The organism is Halomonas sp. HG01 (assembly GCF_000968715.2).
Lineage (GTDB): Bacteria > Pseudomonadota > Gammaproteobacteria > Pseudomonadales > Halomonadaceae > Halomonas > Halomonas halophila.
The window spans coordinates 1419094-1439769 of sequence record NZ_CP022134.1 but is presented as its reverse complement, the minus strand read 5'-3'; the positions used below and the strand labels follow the sequence as shown (position 1 = coordinate 1439769).

Below are 20676 nucleotides of genomic sequence, written 5' to 3'. Positions count from 1 at the left end.
TTTATTAACGCTTTTTATATAGCAGCGATTCAACGCCTGTCATCGGTTGGCTCACAAACGGAAGACGCCCGGCCTCTCGGACAGGACCCCAAACGAAAAAAGAGGCGCCGCCCTCGCGGGCGGCGCCTCCGGTCTTGCCAAGATTCACTGCATGGGCAGAGCCCGGGAATCTCAGTCCTGACCCATCTGCTGCTTGATCAGGTCGCCGATGGTGGTCGGGCCATCCTGGTCGGTTTCCTGCTGTTCGCGCAGCTTGGTCATGTTGCGACGAGTGTCGTCCTGATCCTTGGCCTTGACGGACAGGCTGATCTGACGATTCTTGCGATCGACGCCGACGATGCGGGCCTCGACGCTGTCGCCCTCGTTCAGCACGTTGCGCGCGTCTTCGACGCGGTCGGCGCTGATCTCGGAGGCCTTGAGCACGGCCACGACATCGGTCGCCAGCTCGACGTGAGCTTCCTTGGCATCGACCTCGACCACACGGCCGGTGACGATGGAACCCTTGTCGTTGACGGCCAGGTACTCGGCGACCGGATCGCTGTCCAGCTGCTTGATACCGAGAGAGATGCGCTCACGCTCCGGATCGATGGACAGGATGACGGCTTCGGCCTCGTCGCCCTTCTTGAAGTTGCGAACGGCCTCTTCACCGGTTTCGGTCCAGGAGATGTCGGACAGGTGAACCAGGCCGTCGATGCCGCCTTCCAGACCGATGAAGATACCGAAGTCGGTGATCGACTTGATGGTACCGGCAACGCGGTCGCCCTTGTTGTACTGGGCGTTGAAGGTTTCCCACGGGTTGGCGGTGCACTGCTTGATACCCAGGGAGATACGACGACGCTCTTCGTCGATATCCAGCACCATGACGTCCACGTCGTCACCGACCTGAACGACCTTGGACGGATGGATGTTCTTGTTGGTCCAGTCCATTTCGGAGACGTGAACCAGACCCTCGACACCCTCTTCCAGCTCGGCGAAGCAGCCGTAGTCGGTGAGGTTGGTGACGGTGGCGTGCACCTTGGTACCTTCCGGGTAGCGAGCCTTGATGTTGACCCAAGGATCCTCGCCCAGCTGCTTCAGGCCCAGGGAGACGCGATTGCGCTCGCGATCGAACTTCAGCACCTTGACGCTGACTTCGTCGCCCACGGACACGATCTCGCTCGGATGCTTGATGCGCTTCCAGGCCATGTCGGTGATGTGCAGCAGGCCATCGACGCCGCCCAGGTCAACGAAGGCGCCGTAGTCGGTCAGGTTCTTGACGATACCGACGATCTGCTGGCCTTCCTGCAGGGTGGCGAGCAGGGCTTCACGCTCGGCGCTGTTCTCGGCTTCGAGAACGGCACGACGGGAAACGACAACGTTGTTGCGCTTCGGGTCGAGCTTGATGACCTTGAAGTCCAGTTCCTTGTTCTCGAGGTGCGTGGTGTCGCGCACCGGACGCACGTCGACCAGGGAACCCGGCAGGAAGGCGCGGATGGAATCCACGTCGACGGTGAAGCCGCCCTTGACCTTGCCGTTGATCACGCCCTTGACGATCTCTTCCTTCTCGAAGGCCGCTTCCAGAACCTTCCAGGCCTCGGCGCGCTTGGCCTTCTCGCGAGACAGACGGGTCTCGCCGAAGCCGTCTTCCACGGCTTCCAGGGCGACGTGGACTTCGTCGCCGACGGCGATGGTCAGCTCGCCGTTGTCGTCGCGGAACTGGGCCGCGGGGATCTGACCTTCGGACTTCAGGCCGGCATTGACGGTGACCCAGTCACCCTCGATGTCGACGACGGCAGCCGCGACGATGGCGCCCGGCTCCATGTTGATGTCCTGGAGAGACTGTTCAAACAGTTCAGCAAAGCTTTCGCTCATGATGTTCCTACGTGATCAACGTTGTGCGGCAGGGCCGCTCCTCCGTACCACCAGCGAGTACGGGCCATTTCAGACTGCCCCCGGGGATGTTGGCGCTGGTTCGACCTGGCCGGGCTCACGGGACACATAGGTGCCCGACCACGTCATCACATCGTTCCGGGGGCGCCGCAAGGGAGCTCAGGTGTCGGAGGCGAGCCCACGCCGGGCCAGCAGCTCCGTCAGCCGATCCACCACTTCCGGTATCGTCAGGCTCGTGGTGTCCAGCTCGACGGCGTCTTCGGCCGGTACGAGCGGGGCCACGCTGCGCTGCATATCGCGTGCATCGCGTGCCTGAATCTCCTTGAGAAGACTCGATAGACTAGCATCCACCCCTGCCTCTCGCAACTGGCGCTGGCGCCGCCGCGCCCGCTCCTCCGCGCTGGCGGTGAGGAAGATCTTCAGTGGCGCCTCGACGAACACCACGGTGCCCATGTCGCGCCCGTCGGCGACCAGCCCCGGGGCCTGGCGGAAGTCGCGCTGGCGCTTGAGCAGCGCCTCGCGCACCGCCGGCAGCGAGGCCACGCGCGAGGCGGCGTCACCGACCTGTTCGGTGCGAATGGTGCGGGTCGCGTCCTCGCCCTCGAGCAGGACGCTCGCCTCGCCGTTCTCGGCCAGGAACACCACATCCAGCGTCTCGGCGATCGCCGCCACCGCCGGCTCGTCGTCCAGGGCCACGTCGTGCTTGGTGGCGGCCAGGGCGGTCAGCCGGTAGAGGGCCCCGCTGTCCAGCAGGTGCCAACCCAGCCGCTCGGCCACCAGCCGGCTGATGGTGCCCTTCCCGGCTCCGCCCGGGCCGTCAATGGTCAGTACCGGCGCCTGATCGCTCATGAGGCCTCCTGCTCTTCGGCGAGAGTCAGCCCGACGCGGCGGGCCAGGTCCACGAAACCGGGGAAGGACGTTGCCACGTTGGCGCAGTCGTCGATGACGATCTCGCCGGAGGCACGCAGCGCCGCCACGCTGAAGGCCATGGCGATACGGTGGTCGCCGAGGCTGTCGATGCGTCCGCCGCCGTAGCTCGGGCCGTCGCCGCCCTGCCCTTCGCGACGACCGACGATATCGATGCCGTCTTCATAGAGGCGGTTCTCGACGCCCAGCGCGGAGAGGCCATCGGCCATGGCCTTGAGGCGGTCGGATTCCTTGACGCGCAGCTCGGCGGCCTCGCGCAGCCGGGTGGTGCCCTCGGCGTTGGCGGCGGCGACGAACAGCGCCGGAAACTCGTCGATGGCCAGCGGCACCTGGTCGACCGGAATGTCGATGCCCTTGAGCGGCGCATAGCGGATGTGCAGGTCGGCGACCGGCTCGCCGCCTACCTCGCGCTCGTTCTCGAGGCGCAGGTCGGCGCCCATCTGCTTGAGGATGTTGATCACCCCGATGCGGGTCGGATTGGTGCCCACGTGCTCGAGCACCAGATCGGCCCCCGGCGTGATGGCCGCCGCCACCAGGAAGAAGGTCGCCGAGGAGATGTCCGACGGCACGTCGATCGGCGCCGCGGTCAGGCGACCGCCACCCTGCAGCCAGCAGGTATCGCCTTCGCGCCCGACTTCATAACCGAACCCGTTGAGCATGCGCTCGGTGTGGTCGCGGGTCGGCGCCGGCTCGCGCACCCGGGTCTCGCCCTCGGCGTAGAGTCCGGCCAGCAGCAGACAGGACTTCACCTGGGCGCTGGCCATCGGCATGTCGTAGTCGATGCCCTTGAGCGGCTGGCCGCCCTTGATCTTCATCGGTGGGCGACCGCCCTCGGCGGTCTCGATCACCGCGCCCATCTCGCGCAGCGGATCGGCCACGCGCCCCATGGGGCGCTTGGTCAGCGAGTGGTCGCCGGTCAGCTCGGTGTCGAACGACTGGCCGGCCAGCAGCCCGGCGAACAGGCGCATGGCCGTGCCGGCATTACCCACGTAGAGCGGTCCCGCCGGCGCCTTGAGGCCGTGCAGGCCGACGCCGTGAACGGTGACGCGCCCCTGGTGCGGCCCTTCGATGGCCACGCCCATCTCGCGGAACGCCTGCAGGGTGGCCAGGCTGTCCTCGCCTTCCAGGAAGCCGGAGACCTCGGTCACGCCCTCGGCCAGGGCGCCGAGCATGATCGAGCGGTGGGAGATCGACTTGTCGCCGGGCACGCGGATGCGCCCGGTCACGCCGCCACCGGGGCTGACCCGGTAGCGCAGCTGGTCTTGTGCTTGCATCTGGTATTCCGCCTGGTAACTGGTCTGGTTAAGCAGGGAATCGAAGTAGTGCCGGGCATGACTGGCGCGATCGAAGGTCGCCAGCATGGCATCGGTGTCGCCGCCCTCGACCGCCTCGCGCAGCCGGGCCACACCGGCCTCGAAGTCGTCGAGGGCATGCAGCACGGCGTCGCGATTGGCGACGAAGATATCGCGCCACATCACCGGGTCGCTGCCGGCGATGCGGGTGAAGTCGCGAAAGCCGCCGGCGGCGTAGCGAAAGATGTCGAGACGCTCGTCCTGGCGTGCCAAGGTATCCACCAGCGAGAAGGCCAGCAGGTGCGGCAGATGACTGGTGCGGGCCAGCACCTCGTCGTGGCGCGCCACGTCCATCTCCAGCACCTCGGCGCCGGCGGCTTCCCACAGCGCGCGCACGCTGCCCAGGGCGGCGCGATCGGTGCTCGGCTCGGGCGTCAGGATCACCTTGTGACCGACGTAAAGCTCGGGGTTGGCCGCCGCCACGCCGCTCTTCTCGGAGCCGGCGATGGGATGGCCCAGCACCAGGCTCGCCGGCATGCCGCCAAACACCTCCACGGCCGCCTCACGGATGGCGCCCTTGGTGCTGCCCACGTCGGTGATCACCAGGCCTTGCTCGACGGCGCCGGCCGCGGCGAGCTCGCCCATCACCTGGCGCATGGCCAGCACCGGCACCGCGAGCACCACCAGGTCGACGTCCTCGAGCAGCGAGGCCAGCCGAGTGTCACCGCGGTCGATCAGCCCCATCTCGATGCCTCGAGCGATCTCGTCGGCGTCGGGATCGCAGGCCAGGATCTCGGCACGCTTTTCAGCGGCCCCGAAGCCGGCCGTGACCCCTTCAGCGGCCCCGAAGCCGGCCGCGCCTTTCTCAGACGCCCCGAAACCGGCCTTGCGAAGGGCCGCCGCGAGCGAGCCGCCGATCAGGCCGAGGCCGACGATCAGCAGCCGGGAGGGCATTGCCTTCTGCTGCATCCTAGAGCACGCCCTGGGGGTAGGAGCCCAGGATCTTGAGCTCGGCGGCGCGCAGGCGCACTTCCTCGAGCACCGCGGCGACGCGGGGCTCGTCGCGATGGCCCTTGAAGTCGATGAAGAACACGTAGTTCCACACGCCGCTGCGCGACGGACGCGTCTCGAGGCGGGTCATGTCGATCTGGTGGCGGTGGAACGGCTCGAGCAGGTCGTGCAGGGCGCCGGGCTGGTTGCGCATGGCGACCACGATGGAGGTCTTGTCCTCGCCGGACATCGGCACCGGCTGATTGCCGATGATCAAAAAGCGCGTGGAGTTGTCCGGGCGATCCTCGATCTTCTCGGCCAGTCGCGTCAGGCCATAGAGCTTGGCGGCCATGTCGCCGGCGATGGCGGCGCTGTGCCACTCGGTCTTCACCAGGCGTGCGGCCTCGGCGTTGGAGGATACCGGAATACGTTCGGCGTGGGGGTAGTGGGCATCCAGCCACTTGCGACACTGGGCGAAGGATTGCGGGTGCGAGTAGATCCGCGAGACCTTGTCGCGACGCGTGGTGTCGGCCACCAGCAGGTGATGGTGAATGCGCAGCACCACCTCGCCGCAGATACCCATGCCGGAGTCCATGAAGGAGTCCAGGGTATGGTTGATCACGCCCTCGGTGGAATTCTCCACCGGCACCACACCGTAGTTCACCGCGCCGGCCTCGACCTCGCGGAACACCTCGTCGATCGCCGCCATCGGCAGGCTCACCGCGCTCTCGCCGAAGTGCTTGAGCGCGGCCTGCTGGGTGAAGGTGCCTTCGGGGCCCAGGTAGGCGACCTTGACCGGCTGCTCGAGCGCCAGGCAGGCGGACATGATCTCGCGGAAAAGGCGCGCCATTTCCTCGCCGTCGAGGGGCCCGGGGTTGAGCTCCATGATCCGGCGCAGCACCTGGGCCTCGCGCTCGGGCCGATAGAACACGGCCTTGGGGTCGCCCTGGGTCTTGACCTCGGCGACGCGACGGGCGCACTCGGCTCGCTCGCTGATCAGACGCAGGATGTCGGTGTCCAGCTCGTCGATCCGCTGCCGCAGCGAATCGAGATTGATGGGGGCATCACTCATCGGTGGTTCCCTTTGTCTCGGGGCCACGCCCCGTTGTCATACGGAGATATCAGGCGCGAGGGCGGGCGCCGCATGGACGCCCGCCCCCACCTCACCCGTTGCGTCGTTCGAAGTCGGCCATGAAGTCGATCAGGGCGTCCACGGCGGCCTCGGGCACGGCATTGTAGAGACTGGCCCGCATGCCGCCGACGCTGCGGTGGCCCTTGAGGTTCAGCAGTCCCGCATGTTCCGATTCCGCCAGAAAGGCCTTGTCGAGCCGGTCGTCGGCGAGCACGAACGGCACGTTCATCCGCGAGCGATTGGCCCGGGCGATTGGGTTCGAGTAGAAGTCGCTGCCGTCGATAGCGGCGTAGAGCTTCTCGGCCTTGCGCGCGTTGAGGGCATCCATGGCCGCCAGGCCACCGATGTCGTGCTTGAGCCACTGGAACACCAGACCGGCCAGGTACCAGCCGTAGGTCGCCGGGGTGTTGACCATGGAGCCCGCCTCGGCCTGTGCCTTGTAGCCCATCAGGCTCGGCATCTCGGCGCAGGCCTGGTCGAGCAGGTCGTCGCGCACGATCACCAGCGTCAGGCCCGCCGGGCCGATGTTCTTCTGGGCACCGGCATAGATGACGCCGAACCGCGAGACATCGAGCGGCCCGGATAGGATGCTCGACGACATGTCGCACACCAGCGGCACCTCGGTGCCGTCCGGGCGCACCGCTTGCGGCACGTAATCGAACTCGATACCGCCGATAGTCTCGTTGGCGGTGTAGTGCAGATAGGCGGCGTCATCGGTCAGCGCGATATCGGCCTGGCGTGGCACGGCGCTGTGGCCGTTCGCCTCACTGGAGGCCACCACCGGCGCCGCACCGAACAGGTGACGCGCCTCGGCGATGGCCTTCTTGCCCCAGATCCCGGTATGCACGAAATTGGCGCTGCCGCCCCGGCCCAGCAGGTTGAAGGGCACGGAAGCGAACTGCAGCGTCGCCCCGCCCTGGGTGAACAGCACCCGGTAGTTGTCGGGAATCGCCAGCAGCTCGCGCAGGTCGCGTTCGGCCTGCTCGGCGATGGCCACGAACTCGGCGGAGCGATGGCTCATCTCCATCACCGAGAGACCGCGCCCCTGGTAGTCCAGCAGCTCGTCTCGGGCACGTTCCAGCACCGGTTGCGGCAAGGCAGCAGGGCCGGCGCAGAAATTGAAATGGCGTGTCATCAGCGTTGTCGTTCCGTTAGCTATTACTGCTCGTCGTCCGCGGCCGACGGCTCACCGCCGGCCTCGGCATCGGGGGCGCCGCTCTCGTCACCCTCTGCGTCCTCGGCGGGCGCCGCGTCTTCCTCGGGCTCGTCGATGCGCACCGTCTTGACCAGCGACTCGGCCTCGCCCAGGCGAATCAGCATCACGCCCTGGGTGTTACGCGAGCTGATCGATACCTCGTCGACGCGGGTCCGCACCAGGGTGCCCCGGTCGGTGATCAGCATCATCTCGTCGGCACCGTAGACCTGCATCGCCGCCACCAGGGCGCCGTTGCGCTCGCTGGTCTGCATGGCGATCACGCCCTGGCCGCCGCGGCCACGCAGCGGGAATTCCTCGAGGCGGGACCGCTTGCCGTAGCCGTTCTCGCTGGCGGTAAGGATGTAGATCTGTCCGCCGTTGCCATTGACGTCCTCGACGCTATCGACCGACGCGTCCTCGCCCTCGGTGTCGATCCGCTGGCTCTGCGGAATGATCAGGCTGATCACCTCGGCGCCGCCCTGCAGCTTCATGCCACGCACGCCGCGGGCGGTGCGGCCCATGGCGCGCACGTCGTTTTCCTCGAAGCGGATTGCCTTGCCGTTGGACGACAGCAGCATGGCGTGGTCCGAACCGCTGGTGATGGCGGCACCGACCAGGCGGTCGTCTTCTTCCAGCTCGATGGCGATCAGGCCCACGCTGCGCGGCCGGGAGAACTGTTCCAGGCTGGTGCGCTTGACGGTGCCCTTGGCGGTGGCGAAGAAGATGTAGCTTTCGGGATCGTACTCGCGCACCGGCAGGATGGCGTTGATCGACTCGCCCTCGTCCAGCGGCAGCAGGTTGACCAGCGGCTTGCCGCGCGAGCCGCGGCTGGCCGCCGGCATCTCGTAGACCTTGAGCCAGTAGACCTTGCCGCGGTTGGAGAACAGCAGCACGGTGTCGTGGGTCGAGGCCACCAGCAGATGCTCGATGACGTCCTCGTCCTTCATCGAGGTGGCGGACTTGCCGCGGCCGCCGCGACGCTGGGCCTGGTAGTCGGACAGCGGCTGGGTCTTGGCGTAGCCGGAGCGGGACACGGTGACCACCATGTCTTCCTCGGCGATCAAATCCTCGATGGACAGGTCGAGATGGCTGGCCTGAATCTCGGTGCGACGCGTCTCGCCGAACTGATCGCGCACGGCGACGAGCTCCTCGCGGATCACTTCCAGCAGGCGCTCGGCGCTGGCCAGTATCTCGGTGAGCTCGGCGATCCGCTCGAGGATCTTCAGGTACTCGTCGAGCAGCTTCTCGGTCTCGAGGCCGGTCAGGCGATGCAGGCGCAGCTCGAGGATCGCCTGGGCCTGGGCCGGCGAGAGGCGATACTCGGTGGCCGCGTCGTTGAGGCCGAACCCTTCCTCCAGGTCCTCGGGCTTGCAGGAGTGGGCGCCGGCCCGCTCGAGCATGCCGGTGACCTGACCCGGCGACCAGCTGCGGCCGAGCAGCTTCTCCTTGGCCTCGGCGGCGTTCGGCGAGGCCTTGATCAGCTCGATCACATCGTCGATGTTGGAGATCGCGACGGTCAGGCCTTCGAGGATATGACCCCGCTCGCGGGCCTTCTTGAGCTCGAACAGGGTGCGCCGGGTGACCACCTCGCGGCGGTGGCGGATGAAGGCCTCGAGCACTTCCTTGAGATTGTGCGTGCGCGGCTCGCCGCCCTCGAGGGCGACCATGTTGATGCCGAAGACGTTCTGCAGCTGGGTCTGGGCGAAGAGATTGTTGACCACCACCTCACCGGACTCGCCGCGCTTGACCTCGATGACGACGCGCAGGCCATCCTTGTCGGACTCGTCGCGCAGCTCGGCGATGCCGTCGATGCGCTTGTCCTTGACCAGCTCGGCGATCTTCTCGATCAGCCGCGCCTTGTTCACCTGGTACGGCAGCTCGGTGACGATGATGTGATCGCGACCGGTCTTGTCGTCATGCTCGATGGTATGACGGGCGCGCACGTAGATGCGCCCGCGGCCGGTGCGATAGGCCTCGAGGATGCCTGCGCGGCCGTTGATGATGCCGCCGGTGGGAAAGTCCGGACCGGGGATGTACTCCATCAGGTCGTCGACCGACAGGGTGTGATCGTCGATCAGCGCCAGGCAGCCGTCGATCACCTCGGTCATGTTGTGCGGCGGGATGTTGGTCGCCATGCCCACGGCGATGCCCGAGGAGCCGTTGACCAGCAGGTTCGGCACCTTGGTCGGCAGCACGTCGGGGATGCGCTCGGTGCCGTCGTAGTTGTCGACCCAGTCGACCGTGTCCTTCTCGAGGTCAGCCATCAGCTCGTGGGCGAGCCGGGCCATGCGCACCTCGGTGTAACGCATCGCGGCGGCGTTGTCGCCATCGATGGAACCGAAGTTGCCCTGGCCGTCCACCAGCACGTGGCGCATGGAGAAGTCCTGGGCCATGCGCACGATAGTGTCGTAGACGGCGCTGTCACCGTGAGGGTGGTACTTACCGATGACATCGCCGACGACGCGCGCCGACTTCTTGTACGGCTTGTTCCAGTCGTTGCCCAGCTCGTGCATGGCGTACAGCACACGGCGGTGGACCGGCTTCAGGCCATCGCGCACGTCGGGCAGCGCACGGCCGATGATCACGCTCATCGCGTAATCGAGGTACGACTGCTTGAGCTCGTCCTCGATGTTGACTGGCAGAATCTCTCTGGCGATGTCACCCATGGGTCGTCGAATCCTTTGCACTGCAAGAGGTTGGCGCGCCGTCTGGCCGTGAGACGGCGCGCCATTTCAGCCGAGCATCATACCACTCCGGGCGCCGCAAAGCAGCGGTCTGACGGGCCATCGCCGTTCACGGCGTCCTGGCATGCCGCGACGGCGATACCCCGCCAGAGGAGACGCTGACGCCTTCTCGTGCCGCCGCGGCACCTCATTCGACAACCAGCGGCGCCAGAGCCTCGTACAGATCGCCGCTGATGCTCACCGCCTTGTTGGTGGCCACGTCCAGCAGCACGAAGGTGATGTCGGCGCTGGCCACGGTCTTGCCATCACGCGCCCGGCGCACGTCCTGGTGCATGCGGGCACTGCGGCTGCCAAGCTCGGCCAGGCCGGTGACGACCTCGAGCTCGTCGCCGGCCGTGGCGGCACGCCGGTAGTCGATGTTGAGATTGACGACGACGAAGGCCACCTCCCCCCGGCGAACCACCTCGCCGAGCGCCGGGCGCTCGTCGAAGAAGCTCCAGCGCCCCTCCTCTAGGAATTCCAGATAGCGGGCGTTGTTGACGTGGCCGTAGCCGTCCAGGTGGTAGCCGCGAACGCGCAGCGAAATGGTGGAACGACGATCAGCCATGAGAATCTCCCGGGACCATGAAAGAAGGAAAACCGATTCTAGTCAGGCCCGCCGCCGACATTCAAACAGCAGTTTGAAGCCGATGCCGTTCGCGTGCTGGCACCCCCGTTCCCCATTCGCCATAATGTGCCTCCTTTTCGCCCAGGAAACGCTTCATTCATGTGGTTCAAGCACTTGCATCTCTATCGCCTGCACGACGCGCCCGCGCTGGACGCCGCCCGCCTCGAGGAAGCGCTCGGCGAGCAGGCGTTTCGCCCGCTGGGCGGCAGTGAGGCGCGCCGCCTCGGCTGGTGCGCCCCCGCCGGACGGGCCGGCACTCAGCTGCTCCACGAGCTGCAGGGCCAGCGCCTGATCACCGCCCTGCGCCAGGAACGCCTGCTGCCGGCCGCCGTGGTCAAGGAAGAGCTGGAGGAGCGCGTCGAGGCGATCGAGGTCGCCGAGAGCCGCAAGCTGCGCCGCCAGGAAAAGCTCACGCTCAAGGAGCAGGTCTACGAGGAACTGCTGCCTCGAGCCTTCGTTCGCAGCCAGAAGGTCGACCTGTGGTGGGACACCCGCCGCGGCCTGATCGCCGTCAATACCAGCAGCCGCAAGCGCGCCGAGGAGCTGCTCGATCTGCTGCGCGAGACGCTGGGCAGCCTCAAGGTCACGCCACTGGCCAGCCAGACCCTGCCGATGCGCGCCATGACCACCTGGCTCGGCGATGCCGCCTCCCGGCCCGAGGACATGGCACTCGGCGACCAGGTCGAGCTCAAGGCCAAGGGCGACGACGGCGTGCTGCGGGCCCGCCAGGTCGACCTCGACAGCGACGAGATCCAGCAGCTGCTTGAGAGCGGCCGCCAGGCCAGCAAGATGGCGCTGGGCCTGGAGGGCCGGCTGACCTTCGTGCTCCACGACGACCTGGCGGTCAAGTCGCTGCGCTTCGACGACGCCCTGATCGACGAGGCCGGCCAGACCGACGACGGCGACGACGCCCTGGTGCGACTGGAAACCGATTTCATGCTGATGACCCAGGCGCTGGCCGACGGCATCGAGCGCCTGCTGGCCTGGCTGGGCGGCGAAGCCCAGGCCGGCCAGGCCACCCCTTCCGCCTGACCGACACGGCCCCGCGCTCATGACGACCATGCAAGACCAACACGACAACGATCCCTGGGCCGAGATTCGGCCCTATCATGACGACGAAGTGCCCGAGGTCCTCGAGCGCCTCGCCCGTGATCCGGAACTGCTCGATGCCCTGACCCGTTTCCGCCTGCCGCGCCTGGCCAGGTGGATGCCGCGACTGTCGCGGGCCATCGCCAGCGCCGCGGTACGCCGCGAGGTGCGCGGCGTCACTTCCATCCGCGGCTTCCAGGATCGCATCGCGTCCTACATGCAGCGGATGATCCGCAACTCGACCACCGACTTTCGCGTCGATGGCCTCGAACGGCTGGAACCCGACACGGCCTATCTGTTCATCGGCAACCACCGCGACATCTCGCTGGATCCGGCGTTCGTCAACTACGCCCTCTATCTGGCGGATCGCAACACGGTGCGCATCGCCATCGGCGACAACCTGCTGCAGAAGCCCTATGTCACCGACCTGATGCGGCTCAACAAGAGTTTCATCGTGCCACGCAGTGCCCGCGGCAAGCGCGCCATGCTGGCCGCCTATCAGAAGCTCTCGGCCTATATCCGCCACTCGATCACCGGCGACAACCACTCGATCTGGATGGCCCAGCGCGAGGGCCGCGCCAAGGACGGCATCGACGGCACCGACCCGGCGATCGTCAAGATGCTGAGCATGGCGCGACGCAGCGAGGACCGCGATGCCGGCATCGGCGAGGCCATCGCCGAGCTGCGCGTGGTGCCGGTATCGATCAGCTACGAGTACGACCCCTGCGACGTCCAGAAGGCCCGCGAGCTGCATGCCGTGCACACCAGCGGCGGCTACGACAAGAGCGAGTTCGAGGACATCCGCTCCATCGTCGCCGGCATCACCGGTCAGAAGGGCCGTGTGCACCTGCGCTTCGGCACCCCGCTCTCGGCGGACTTCGACAGCCCCGAGGCGGTCGCCGCGGAGATCGACCGCCAGGTACTGGGCGGCTATCACCTCTTCCCCAGTCACTACCTGGCCCTCGAGGCGCTGGGGGACGCCCCGGAGCTGCTCGACCTGAGCGAGGTCACCGACGCCGATCGCGCCCGCTTCCAGGCTCGCCTGGCCGAGGTGCCGGCGGAACTGCGCGACTGGTGGCTGGCCCAGTACGCCAATCCGGTACGCCACGTTCACGGCAGGATATAGCCCGGCTGTCGTATGCTGTGGGGTGACAGGGAGCGTCGCCCCAGCGCCGACAGGAGAGCCTGAATGACCCCGAGCCACGAACAGCGAGCCACCCAGGCTCGGGAAGCCCACAAAGTCACGCTGGTCGGCGCGGTGGTGGACTTCCTGGTCGGCATGGCCAAGCTCATCGCCGGCCTGATGGTGGGCTCGGCGGCACTGGTCGCCGACGGCATTCACTCGTTCTCCGACATCCTCACCGATCTGTTTGTGATGGCGGCCACGCATTTCGGCCGCCAGGCGCCCGATCAGGGACATCCCTACGGCCACGGCCGCATCGAGACCCTGGCCACGCTGTGGCTCGGCGGCGTGCTGATCTTCGTCGCCGGTGCCATCGCCTGGGCGAGCCTGGGCCGGCTGATCGGCGGCGACGCGATCCCCGCCCCCGGCGGATGGGCGATCACCATCGCGCTCGCCTCGCTACTCGCCAAGGAAGCGATCTATCACTACACAATGCGCGCCGCACGGCGTATCGGCTCACGCCTGCTCGAGGCCAACGCCTGGCACTCCCGTTCCGACGCGCTCTCCACCCTGGTGGTACTGGTCGGCCTGGTCGCGACCCAGCTGGGGTACGCCTGGATGGACGCACTGGCGGCGATCGTCGTCGGCGTGATGGTCGGCCGGATCGGCGGGCGCCTGCTGTGGGAGTCCAGCCAGGAGCTGATCGACACGGCGCTGCCCGAGGACGAGCAGGCGCTGCTGAAGCGCACCGCCGAGACGGTGCCCGGTGTCCATGGCGTCCACGAGCTGCGCACCCGCCGCATCGCTGGCGACGCCCTGCTCGACCTGCATATCGTAGTGCCACCGCGGGTCACCGTGTCCGAGGCCCACGAGATCGGCAATGCCGTCAGCCGCCGACTGCGCGAGGCCATGCCTCACCTGGCCGACATCACCTTCCATATCGACCCGGAGGACGACGAAGGCCAGACCGAGCACAGCCGGCGCCCGGGCCTGCCGCTGCGTGACGATGTCGAGTCGCTGCTCGACGATGCCTGGGGCGATTCCCCGGCCTGGCGGGCCCGCATCGACCTGGACCTGCATTACCTGGACGATCGCATCGACGTGTCGCTGTATCTGACGGCACCGGAGGCGCTCGATCTGGATGATGCCGCGACCGACCTGCGGCGCGCGGCCGCCGACCTCGACTGGCTGGGCCGGCTGCGGCTCTGGCAAGGGCCGGGACGCGCCTGAGCGCGATTCATGCTCTCGCATTGATGCCACTACCCGCCTAAGATGCAGGCCACCATCCTTCATTAGCGGGACGACATGTCCGACGCCCTTCGCCCCGGCCCGATATCGCCCGGCCGCCGGCGCTGCCTGGCCCTGCTGGGCGGTCTGCTGACGGCGGGCGTCCTGGGCCTGCATACCGCCGACGCTCAGGCACGCCTCGACCGTGCGCGCCTGCGCGTCAGCATGCGTCAGGCCTATGGCGAGAACGGCGTCTCGGTGCTGGAAGAATGGCTGGCGATGCTTGACGAGCTGAGGGGTGCCGACATCGACGCCCAGCTGCGCGGAGTCAACGACTTCGTCAACCGCCGGGTGCGCTGGCTGGAAGATGAAAGGGTCTGGGGTCAGGAAGACTACTGGGCCACGCCGCTGGAGACGCTGGGCCGCGGCGCCGGCGACTGCGAGGACTTCACCATCGCCAAGTACGTGTCGCTGCGCGAGCTGGACGTGCCCGAGTCACAGCTGCGACTGATCTACGTCAAGGCTCGCATCGGCCGCAGCCGGATCACCCAGGCGCACATGGTGCTCGGCTACTATGCCTCGCCCGGCGCGGAACCCATGGTGCTGGACAATCTGGTGACGTCGATCACGCCGGCCAGCCGACGCACCGATCTCGACCCGCTGTTCAGCTTCAACGGCAGCGGCCTGTGGGCCGGGGGCTCCAGCCAGTCGCGCGCCGATCCGGTGGCGCGTCTCTCGCGTTGGCGCAGCGCCATCGACCGCATGCGGCAGCAAGGATTCATCCAGGGGGGATAACGCATGTCACTCATCAAGCAGCTGTGGTTGATCATCGTCGGGCTGGTGCTGCTGTCCTTCGGAGCCAGCCTGTTCATCGGCGTGACCACGAGCCGCGCCTACATCGAACAGGAAGTGCGCATCAAGAACGCCGACAATGCCAACGCCCTGGCGCTGACGATGACCCAGATGCCGAAGGACGACGTCACCCTGGAGCTCTTGATCGCCGCCCAGTTCGATACCGGCTACTATCGACGCATCGAGCTGCGCACCCCCACCGGCGAGCTGATCGATGCCCGTCAGGCCGACGAGGCCATCGGCGATGTCCCGGCCTGGTTCGTCGATCTGATCGACTTCAACGTGGCGCCCGGCGTGGCGGTTATCCAGGACGGCTGGCAGCAGTTCGGCACCCTGACAGTGGAAAGCCAGCACAGCTACGCCTACCGCTCGCTCTGGCACAGCACCCTGAAGCTGACCGGTTGGTTCGCGCTGGCCGGGACCCTCGGCCTGCTGCTGGGCGGCTGGCTGATTCGCGGCATCCGCCTGCCCCTGCACCGCGTCGTGGAGCAGGCACGGGACATCGGCATGCGCCGCTTCACCACCTCCCCCGTGCCACGCACCCGGGAACTGGGTGACGTGGTCGAGGCCATGAACCAGCTGAGTCGCGACGTGGGCGACATGCTCGGGCGCGAGAGCCAGCAGCTCGATGTACTGCGTCGCCGCCTGCAGCACGACGCGGTGACCGACGCCCTGAACCGCGAGGCCTTCCTCACCCAGCTGCAGATCCACCTGGAGAGCCAGGACGTCCGGGCCAGCGGAGGCCTGGCGCTGATCCGCGTCAGCCACCTGGCTGACATCAACGAGCGGCTCGGTCATTCCGGCGCCGATGCCCTGCTCAAGGAGCTCGTGTCCTCGCTGGAACAGCTGACCCAGGACCACGGCAGCGGCCTGGTCGGGCGCCTCAACGGCAGCGACTTCGCCCTGCTGCTGCCCGGGCTCGACGACCTGACCTTCGCCCAGCAGAAGCTGAGCACCCGGATTCAGGCGCTGGCCGAGGCCCGCGACACCGCCATCCTGCTACCCGGTGCGATCGGCCACTATGTCCAGGGTGACAATCGCGGCACGCTGCTGGCCGGCCTCGACGGCGCCCTGTCGATGGCCGAATCCCACGGACAACAGGACATCGTCATCCTCGACGGCGACCAGCCGGGCAGCCTGTTCAAGAACCATGCCGAATGGCGAGAGGCACTCCAGGGCGCCCTTCAGGAAGGCGTCGACCTGGCCCACTATCCGGTACTGGATCGCGACGGCAAGTTGCTGCACTTCGAGTGCCCCTCACGGCTGCGCCTGAAGCAGCAGTGGCACGCCGCCGGCGTGTTCATCCCCTGGGTCTCACGTCTGGGGATGACGACGCAGCTCGACCTGGCCGTCGTCGATGCCGCCCTGCGGGACATCACCCAGCGCCATCAGCCGGTGGGTATCAACCTTTCCGCCGACGCGATGCGGGATGCTCGCTTCGCCCTGGAGCTTCGCGCGCGTCTCAGCGCCCGCCCCGAGGCCGCCCGTCGGCTGTGGATCGAAATCCCCGGCAATCTGGCCATTCAGGATGTCGAGCACTTCCGCAGCCTGTGCAAGGCGCTCCAGCCTCTGGACTGCCGGGTGGGGCTCGAGCACGTCGGCGCCGAGTTCACGCGCATCTCCAACCTTCACGACCTTGGCCTCGCCTATCTCAAGATCGACGGCTCGCTCACGCAGGGCATCTCGGAAAGCCATGAACAGCAGACGATCCTGCGAGGCATGGCGACGCTCTGCCACTCGCTCGGCATCCTGGCCATCGCCGAGGGCGTCGAGACCCACGACCAGGCCCGGGCACTCTTCGAACTGGGGCTCGACGGGGTGACCGGCCCGGGCATTCGCCACAATGACAAGACCGGCTTCTAGCCGTTTTCACGCCCCAATGAACACCGCCGACCACAAGGCCGGCGGTGTAATCATGGCTTTCTTCAGTCTCCCGAAGAGGACGGTCAGATCACATCATCGCCGCCCTCACGATCCGACACCAGGTGCAGCCCATTGAGCCGGCGACGCAATGACTGTCGCTCCATGACCTTCTGCTGAGCCGCCTCGGGCAGTTCGGTGAAGCGAATGAGCCCCTTGTCCATCAGCAGGGCGATCACGTCCTCCAGCACTCGCACGAAGGCCAGATCGGAGGCCTGGAAACGCGCCTTGCCGGACTCACCCTCCGACAGAAACGCCAGCAGCTCCGGCGAATCCGCCGGCAGAAACTCGGCGCAGTCCGGCGTCTCCTCGCGACTCACCAGCTGGATGTTCCCACCCTCGTCACGCTGGACGTACATGATTCACTCTCCTCTGGGTCACTGACTGCATATTAGCAGGCATCGGACCAAGAAAACGCGCCCGGCATGGGCCGGGCGCAGTGGTGACTGATCCAGCCGAACTCACTCGATATCGAGCTGGCCGTTGTTCTGAAGGTCCGACACGGATGTCACCACATTCTGCAGCTGGATAGTCTGGTCCGCCGCACTGACGTCGCCCGACGTCATATCCCCCGAGGTACTGATATGCAGCGTCGTATTGGTGCCATCATCGGTCGACTGAATATAGCTGGACAGGTCTTCACCATCCTGCATGCCGGACAGCAGGTCCGACAGGTCCAGCTTGTCCGCGTTGGCATCGGTGCCGAAGGTACCCGGCGTGAAATCGGTGACCGTATCCTCGGCGGGGGTCGCGCTGATGCCTTCATCGCCGAGGTTCCAGGCGAAAACGTCAGCACCCGGACCACCGGTGAGGATGTCATCCCCCGCACCGCCAATCAGCAGGTCGTCTCCGCCGTGCCCGCTGATCGTATCGTTGCCCTCATTACCGATCAGGATATTGCTGTCAGCGTTACCGGTCAGGATATCATCGTAATCCGACCCGATAATGTCCGGTGACACATCCGACGCGGTTACGGAGACACCGGCGCTTTCGCTCGAGTAGTCCTGCGTCCCTTCAGGAAGCAGCAGCACATCGAGGCTGCTACTCGCAACATCACCATCACCATCCACGATTTCGACGGGCACGCTGAACGCCACTTCCTCTCCTGGCTCGATGGCCGTCGTGCCGAAGTCACCGATCTTGAAGGTATTTCCCGCAGCATAGTGATACTCGACACTGTTATAGCCATCGGCAGTGAAGACCGAGACCTGAGCCCCTCCGACAATGCCTTCGACGCTCGCCTCGAGCTTGCCAGCACCGTTCTCTGCGAACACAACGATGAACTCCTCTCCTCCCACGTTGGTAACGAATGGGCCGCCGGTACCGTCATAGGCTACCAGTTCATAGTCACCGCCGAAGCTTATCCCAACCGCGGTGATATCGTCTTGTGTGCCATCGCCTACCGTATTATCACCATCGGCATCGTCGAAAGCCTTGAACAGGACAGTAGATCCAGACGTTCTAGTAAAAGTCGCCGCAGCCCCATTGACCTGGTAGTGGCCATCGAAGACATGGTTATCGGCACCAGCGTCCTCATAGTCCGTTCCATTGACAGGAGTGCCACTAAGGTCGACGACATAATCAACACGTATCGCTTCGTTTGCACCAACTGAGTTGCCGCCACTTACCCCACCCTCATTGGCATTGGTATTGACAGATCCCGCACTGGCACCGTCGATCATTGGTGTCAGCAACAAGTCACGGCTATCATCATCGGCAGCGGTATTGAAGCCCGCCCACGCGCTATTCCCACCGATGAAGTCATAGTTATCATCGCTGAAATCAATACTGCTAGCCCCGCCATCCACGGTGCCCGACATTTCGATAACGTAGGTATCTTGCCCACTGTCATTGATGCTCAGATCGATCGTGAAGATTTCTCCTGCTAACGTCGAGGCAGTCAATGTCTGACCATCCGCCGAGACGCTATAGGTAATCGACAGACCACCGGACGTCAGAGGATCACCATCGGCGTCCAAGGCCGTGGCTCCATTCAATGAATCCGAGAACAGAACCGATCCTGCCCCGTCAGCACCGAAGTTGTCCTCAACTTGCCCGTCGACATCCAGCAGCCCCGTCAGTGCATTAGTGGTCGTATTGACCAGGTAGGCATTTTGGGGGGCGATTGCCATTGGCACGTCGTCCACGATGTCGATGGTGATGGTGCCGGTGACCGTGTTGCCGGCCGCATCGGTGGCGGTGTAGCCGTAGCTCTCCGCGCCGATTTCGGTGTGGGCACCATTATCGGCATCCGGCGTGGTGTCGAACGGCTGCGTCAGCGTGTAGGTGTAGCTGCCGTTGGCATCGAGCGTCAGCGTGCCGTAGGTGTTCGTGCCGCTGTCGAGCGTGTAGGTCACCCCGGTGCCGGCGACCGCCAGCTGGCCGCTGGCCGTCTCCGCAGGGCTCGTCGGGTCACTGCCCACATCGTCCAGCGCGGCCTCGTTCACCGTCTCGCTGGCGTTATCGGCGACCAGGGTCACGTCGGCCACGTCGATGGTCAGTGTGGTGGTGGAGCGGTCGCCGTCACCGTCTTCGANGTCACGATGGCTGCCGCTCACCAGATTGTTCCGAAGGTACTACGGCAAGTCGTTCACCGATCGCTTCACACGGGCAGGTGAGCGCAAGCCCAGCGGCCGCCACCCCTTCGACCAGGAGTGCCAGGCCCATGATATCGAACATCGCCTGATCAAGCCGGGAAGGCCACAGACGAACGGTATGGTGGAGCGGTTCAACGGCCGCATCAGTGACGTGCTGGCGACCCGGCGCTATACCTCAGGCGAGGATCTGGAGCAGACGCTCAAACGCTACGCTTGGCTGTACAATCACCACATCCCTCAGAAGGCGCTGCATCATCAATCACCGATTGCAGCGATGAAGGAATGGCAGGCCAAGCGGCCGAAGTTATTCACCAAGCGGGTAGTCAATCACACGGGACCCGACACATACTTTCAATATTAAATGAAGGAGCTCTTTGCCTATTTTTTCCCCTTGCTCTCTCTTTGCCTTAACAATAAGGTCAAATATCTTTATCTTCTCCGCCCTTGGCCTATATTTTTTTAGGGCCTTGAGCACATTTTCAATTGATTTTCTATCAAAGCTTTCGCTCAAGCACCAGCAACTTAATATCTGCCCTGGGTAGCCATTTATCTTATTTGGAAGTTTAAAAAATCCTAGGAGCTCTAACACTAGAGGAACCACGTTTAGTACAACCGCATCTTCGTTAAGGCAGAACCTTTCCTCTATGCTGCGCAATACATCGTTCTCGACAAGTATATAATCTTGTTCGTAAAGCTCCTGTTTCAGACCTTCATACTCAAGAACAACCGTGTCAGAGGCGGCCACGCCACTCTGAAGCGCTGCTCCAGACAGAACTTTACGAAGGTTGCTTATCGTGTTCGCTTCGATCTGCCTCACTCGTTCACGAGAAATGTCGTAGTAGTCTCCGATTTCCTCAAGAGTGTAGAAATTTTCGCCCTTGAGACAGAATCGTTTCTTGATAATGTCAGTGTTCCGATCCTTTTCTTTTCTAGAACTGGCTTGGGCTGTTCGAATGGCTAGGTCTTCAATTTCTTCTAAGAGGTTCAATTCCTAAATCCTTAATCCTGTTCTCTAATTAGGTATTCTTTGGCTTAACAGTGATTAGGTGGAACGCTCTGATATTGGATGAACGCGCCGACCCGTTCAACATCGTTATCAAGCCAGCCATTTC

General features: G+C 65.1%; 15 protein-coding genes and 1 pseudogene. 6 read left to right on the top strand and 10 right to left on the bottom strand.

Features of this window, described 5'->3' with window-relative positions; genetic code table 11:
* Positions 1-171: 171 nt before the first annotated feature.
* The 7 genes from rpsA to UN84_RS06785 all read right to left on the bottom strand — a co-directional run bounded on the left by rpsA (position 172) and on the right by UN84_RS06785 (position 10696).
* The gene (gene rpsA, locus UN84_RS06815; protein WP_035593551.1) at positions 172-1851 is read right to left on the bottom strand and encodes a 30S ribosomal protein S1; all 1680 of its coding nucleotides are present in this window, start codon (positions 1849-1851) and stop codon (positions 172-174) included.
* Between the two features lie 177 nt (positions 1852-2028).
* Positions 2029-2718 carry a (d)CMP kinase gene (gene cmk, locus UN84_RS06810; RefSeq protein ID WP_046078529.1) on the bottom strand — a complete coding sequence of 230 codons (690 nt, stop codon included), beginning with the start codon at positions 2716-2718 and terminating at the stop codon, positions 2029-2031.
* Positions 2715-5057: a bifunctional prephenate dehydrogenase/3-phosphoshikimate 1-carboxyvinyltransferase gene (locus tag UN84_RS06805; RefSeq protein WP_173834977.1), complete on the bottom strand. Its 2343-nt coding sequence runs from the start codon at positions 5055-5057 to the stop codon at positions 2715-2717. The genes cmk and UN84_RS06805 overlap by 4 nt, the downstream gene beginning before the upstream one ends.
* A gap of 1 nt (position 5058) precedes the next feature.
* Complete coding sequence (gene pheA / locus UN84_RS06800; protein WP_035599783.1) at positions 5059-6150, bottom strand: prephenate dehydratase; 1092 nt, start codon at positions 6148-6150, stop codon at positions 5059-5061.
* Positions 6151-6241: 91 nt separating this feature from the next.
* Entirely contained in the window at positions 6242-7345 is a 1104-nt protein-coding gene (serC, locus tag UN84_RS06795; RefSeq protein WP_046078526.1) for a 3-phosphoserine/phosphohydroxythreonine transaminase, read from the bottom strand.
* Between the two features lie 23 nt (positions 7346-7368).
* Positions 7369-10071: a DNA gyrase subunit A gene (gene gyrA, locus UN84_RS06790; protein ID WP_046078525.1), complete on the bottom strand. Its 2703-nt coding sequence runs from the start codon at positions 10069-10071 to the stop codon at positions 7369-7371.
* A 205-nt stretch (positions 10072-10276) separates the two neighbouring features.
* A complete protein-coding gene (locus tag UN84_RS06785) occupies positions 10277-10696 on the bottom strand; it encodes an acyl-CoA thioesterase (protein WP_046078524.1) in 420 nt (139 codons plus the stop codon).
* 159 nt (positions 10697-10855) lie between these two features.
* Here UN84_RS06785 and UN84_RS06780 point away from each other — a divergent pair, with 159 nt between their 5' ends.
* The 5 genes from UN84_RS06780 (at position 10856) to UN84_RS06760 (ending at position 16910) form a co-directional block, all read left to right on the top strand.
* Positions 10856-11788 (top strand): recombination-associated protein RdgC, encoded by a 933-nt coding sequence (locus UN84_RS06780; RefSeq protein ID WP_046078523.1) that lies wholly within the window; start codon positions 10856-10858, stop codon positions 11786-11788.
* A 28-nt stretch (positions 11789-11816) separates the two neighbouring features.
* On the top strand, positions 11817-12971 hold the full coding sequence (locus tag UN84_RS06775) for a 1-acyl-sn-glycerol-3-phosphate acyltransferase (protein ID WP_146909757.1): 1155 nt from the start codon (positions 11817-11819) through the stop codon (positions 12969-12971).
* Between the two features lie 63 nt (positions 12972-13034).
* Positions 13035-14198, top strand: a complete 1164-nt coding sequence (locus tag UN84_RS06770) for a cation diffusion facilitator family transporter (RefSeq protein WP_046078521.1) — start codon at positions 13035-13037, stop codon at positions 14196-14198.
* 75 nt (positions 14199-14273) lie between these two features.
* Positions 14274-14990: a transglutaminase-like cysteine peptidase gene (locus tag UN84_RS06765; RefSeq protein ID WP_046078520.1), complete on the top strand. Its 717-nt coding sequence runs from the start codon at positions 14274-14276 to the stop codon at positions 14988-14990.
* A 3-nt stretch (positions 14991-14993) separates the two neighbouring features.
* On the top strand, positions 14994-16910 hold the full coding sequence (locus UN84_RS06760) for an EAL domain-containing protein (protein WP_046078519.1): 1917 nt from the start codon (positions 14994-14996) through the stop codon (positions 16908-16910).
* A gap of 83 nt (positions 16911-16993) precedes the next feature.
* Here the strand turns inward: UN84_RS06760 and UN84_RS06755 are convergent, their stop codons facing one another.
* Positions 16994-17326: a hypothetical protein gene (locus tag UN84_RS06755; RefSeq protein ID WP_046078518.1), complete on the bottom strand. Its 333-nt coding sequence runs from the start codon at positions 17324-17326 to the stop codon at positions 16994-16996.
* A 102-nt stretch (positions 17327-17428) separates the two neighbouring features.
* The gene (locus UN84_RS06750; protein ID WP_237022375.1) at positions 17429-19447 is read right to left on the bottom strand and encodes a type I secretion C-terminal target domain-containing protein; all 2019 of its coding nucleotides are present in this window, start codon (positions 19445-19447) and stop codon (positions 17429-17431) included.
* A gap of 100 nt (positions 19448-19547) precedes the next feature.
* On the opposite strand from UN84_RS06750, the pseudogene UN84_RS06745 reads away from it, so the two are divergent.
* A pseudogene (locus UN84_RS06745) lies at positions 19548-19925 on the top strand (integrase core domain-containing protein); the annotation flags it as partial.
* Here UN84_RS06745 and UN84_RS06740 read toward each other — a convergent pair.
* Positions 19869-20552, bottom strand: a complete 684-nt coding sequence (locus tag UN84_RS06740; protein WP_173834975.1) for a sigma factor-like helix-turn-helix DNA-binding protein — start codon at positions 20550-20552, stop codon at positions 19869-19871. The pseudogene UN84_RS06745 and the gene UN84_RS06740 overlap by 57 nt on opposite strands.
* Positions 20553-20676 lie beyond the last annotated feature (124 nt).

Coding starts and splice junctions, on each gene's coding strand:
- cmk (WP_046078529.1), bottom strand. CDS start 2,718: ATGAGCGATCAGGCGCCGGTACTGACCATTGACGGCCCGGGCGGAGCC.
- gyrA (WP_046078525.1), bottom strand. CDS start 10,071: ATGGGTGACATCGCCAGAGAGATTCTGCCAGTCAACATCGAGGACGAG.
- pheA (WP_035599783.1), bottom strand. CDS start 6,150: ATGAGTGATGCCCCCATCAATCTCGATTCGCTGCGGCAGCGGATCGAC.
- UN84_RS06770 (WP_046078521.1), top strand. CDS start 13,035: ATGACCCCGAGCCACGAACAGCGAGCCACCCAGGCTCGGGAAGCCCAC.
- serC (WP_046078526.1), bottom strand. CDS start 7,345: ATGACACGCCATTTCAATTTCTGCGCCGGCCCTGCTGCCTTGCCGCAA.
- rpsA (WP_035593551.1), bottom strand. CDS start 1,851: ATGAGCGAAAGCTTTGCTGAACTGTTTGAACAGTCTCTCCAGGACATC.
- UN84_RS06755 (WP_046078518.1), bottom strand. CDS start 17,326: ATGTACGTCCAGCGTGACGAGGGTGGGAACATCCAGCTGGTGAGTCGC.
- UN84_RS06775 (WP_146909757.1), top strand. CDS start 11,817: ATGCAAGACCAACACGACAACGATCCCTGGGCCGAGATTCGGCCCTAT.
- UN84_RS06760 (WP_046078519.1), top strand. CDS start 14,994: ATGTCACTCATCAAGCAGCTGTGGTTGATCATCGTCGGGCTGGTGCTG.
- UN84_RS06780 (WP_046078523.1), top strand. CDS start 10,856: ATGTGGTTCAAGCACTTGCATCTCTATCGCCTGCACGACGCGCCCGCG.
- UN84_RS06805 (WP_173834977.1), bottom strand. CDS start 5,057: ATGCAGCAGAAGGCAATGCCCTCCCGGCTGCTGATCGTCGGCCTCGGC.
- UN84_RS06765 (WP_046078520.1), top strand. CDS start 14,274: ATGTCCGACGCCCTTCGCCCCGGCCCGATATCGCCCGGCCGCCGGCGC.
- UN84_RS06785 (WP_046078524.1), bottom strand. CDS start 10,696: ATGGCTGATCGTCGTTCCACCATTTCGCTGCGCGTTCGCGGCTACCAC.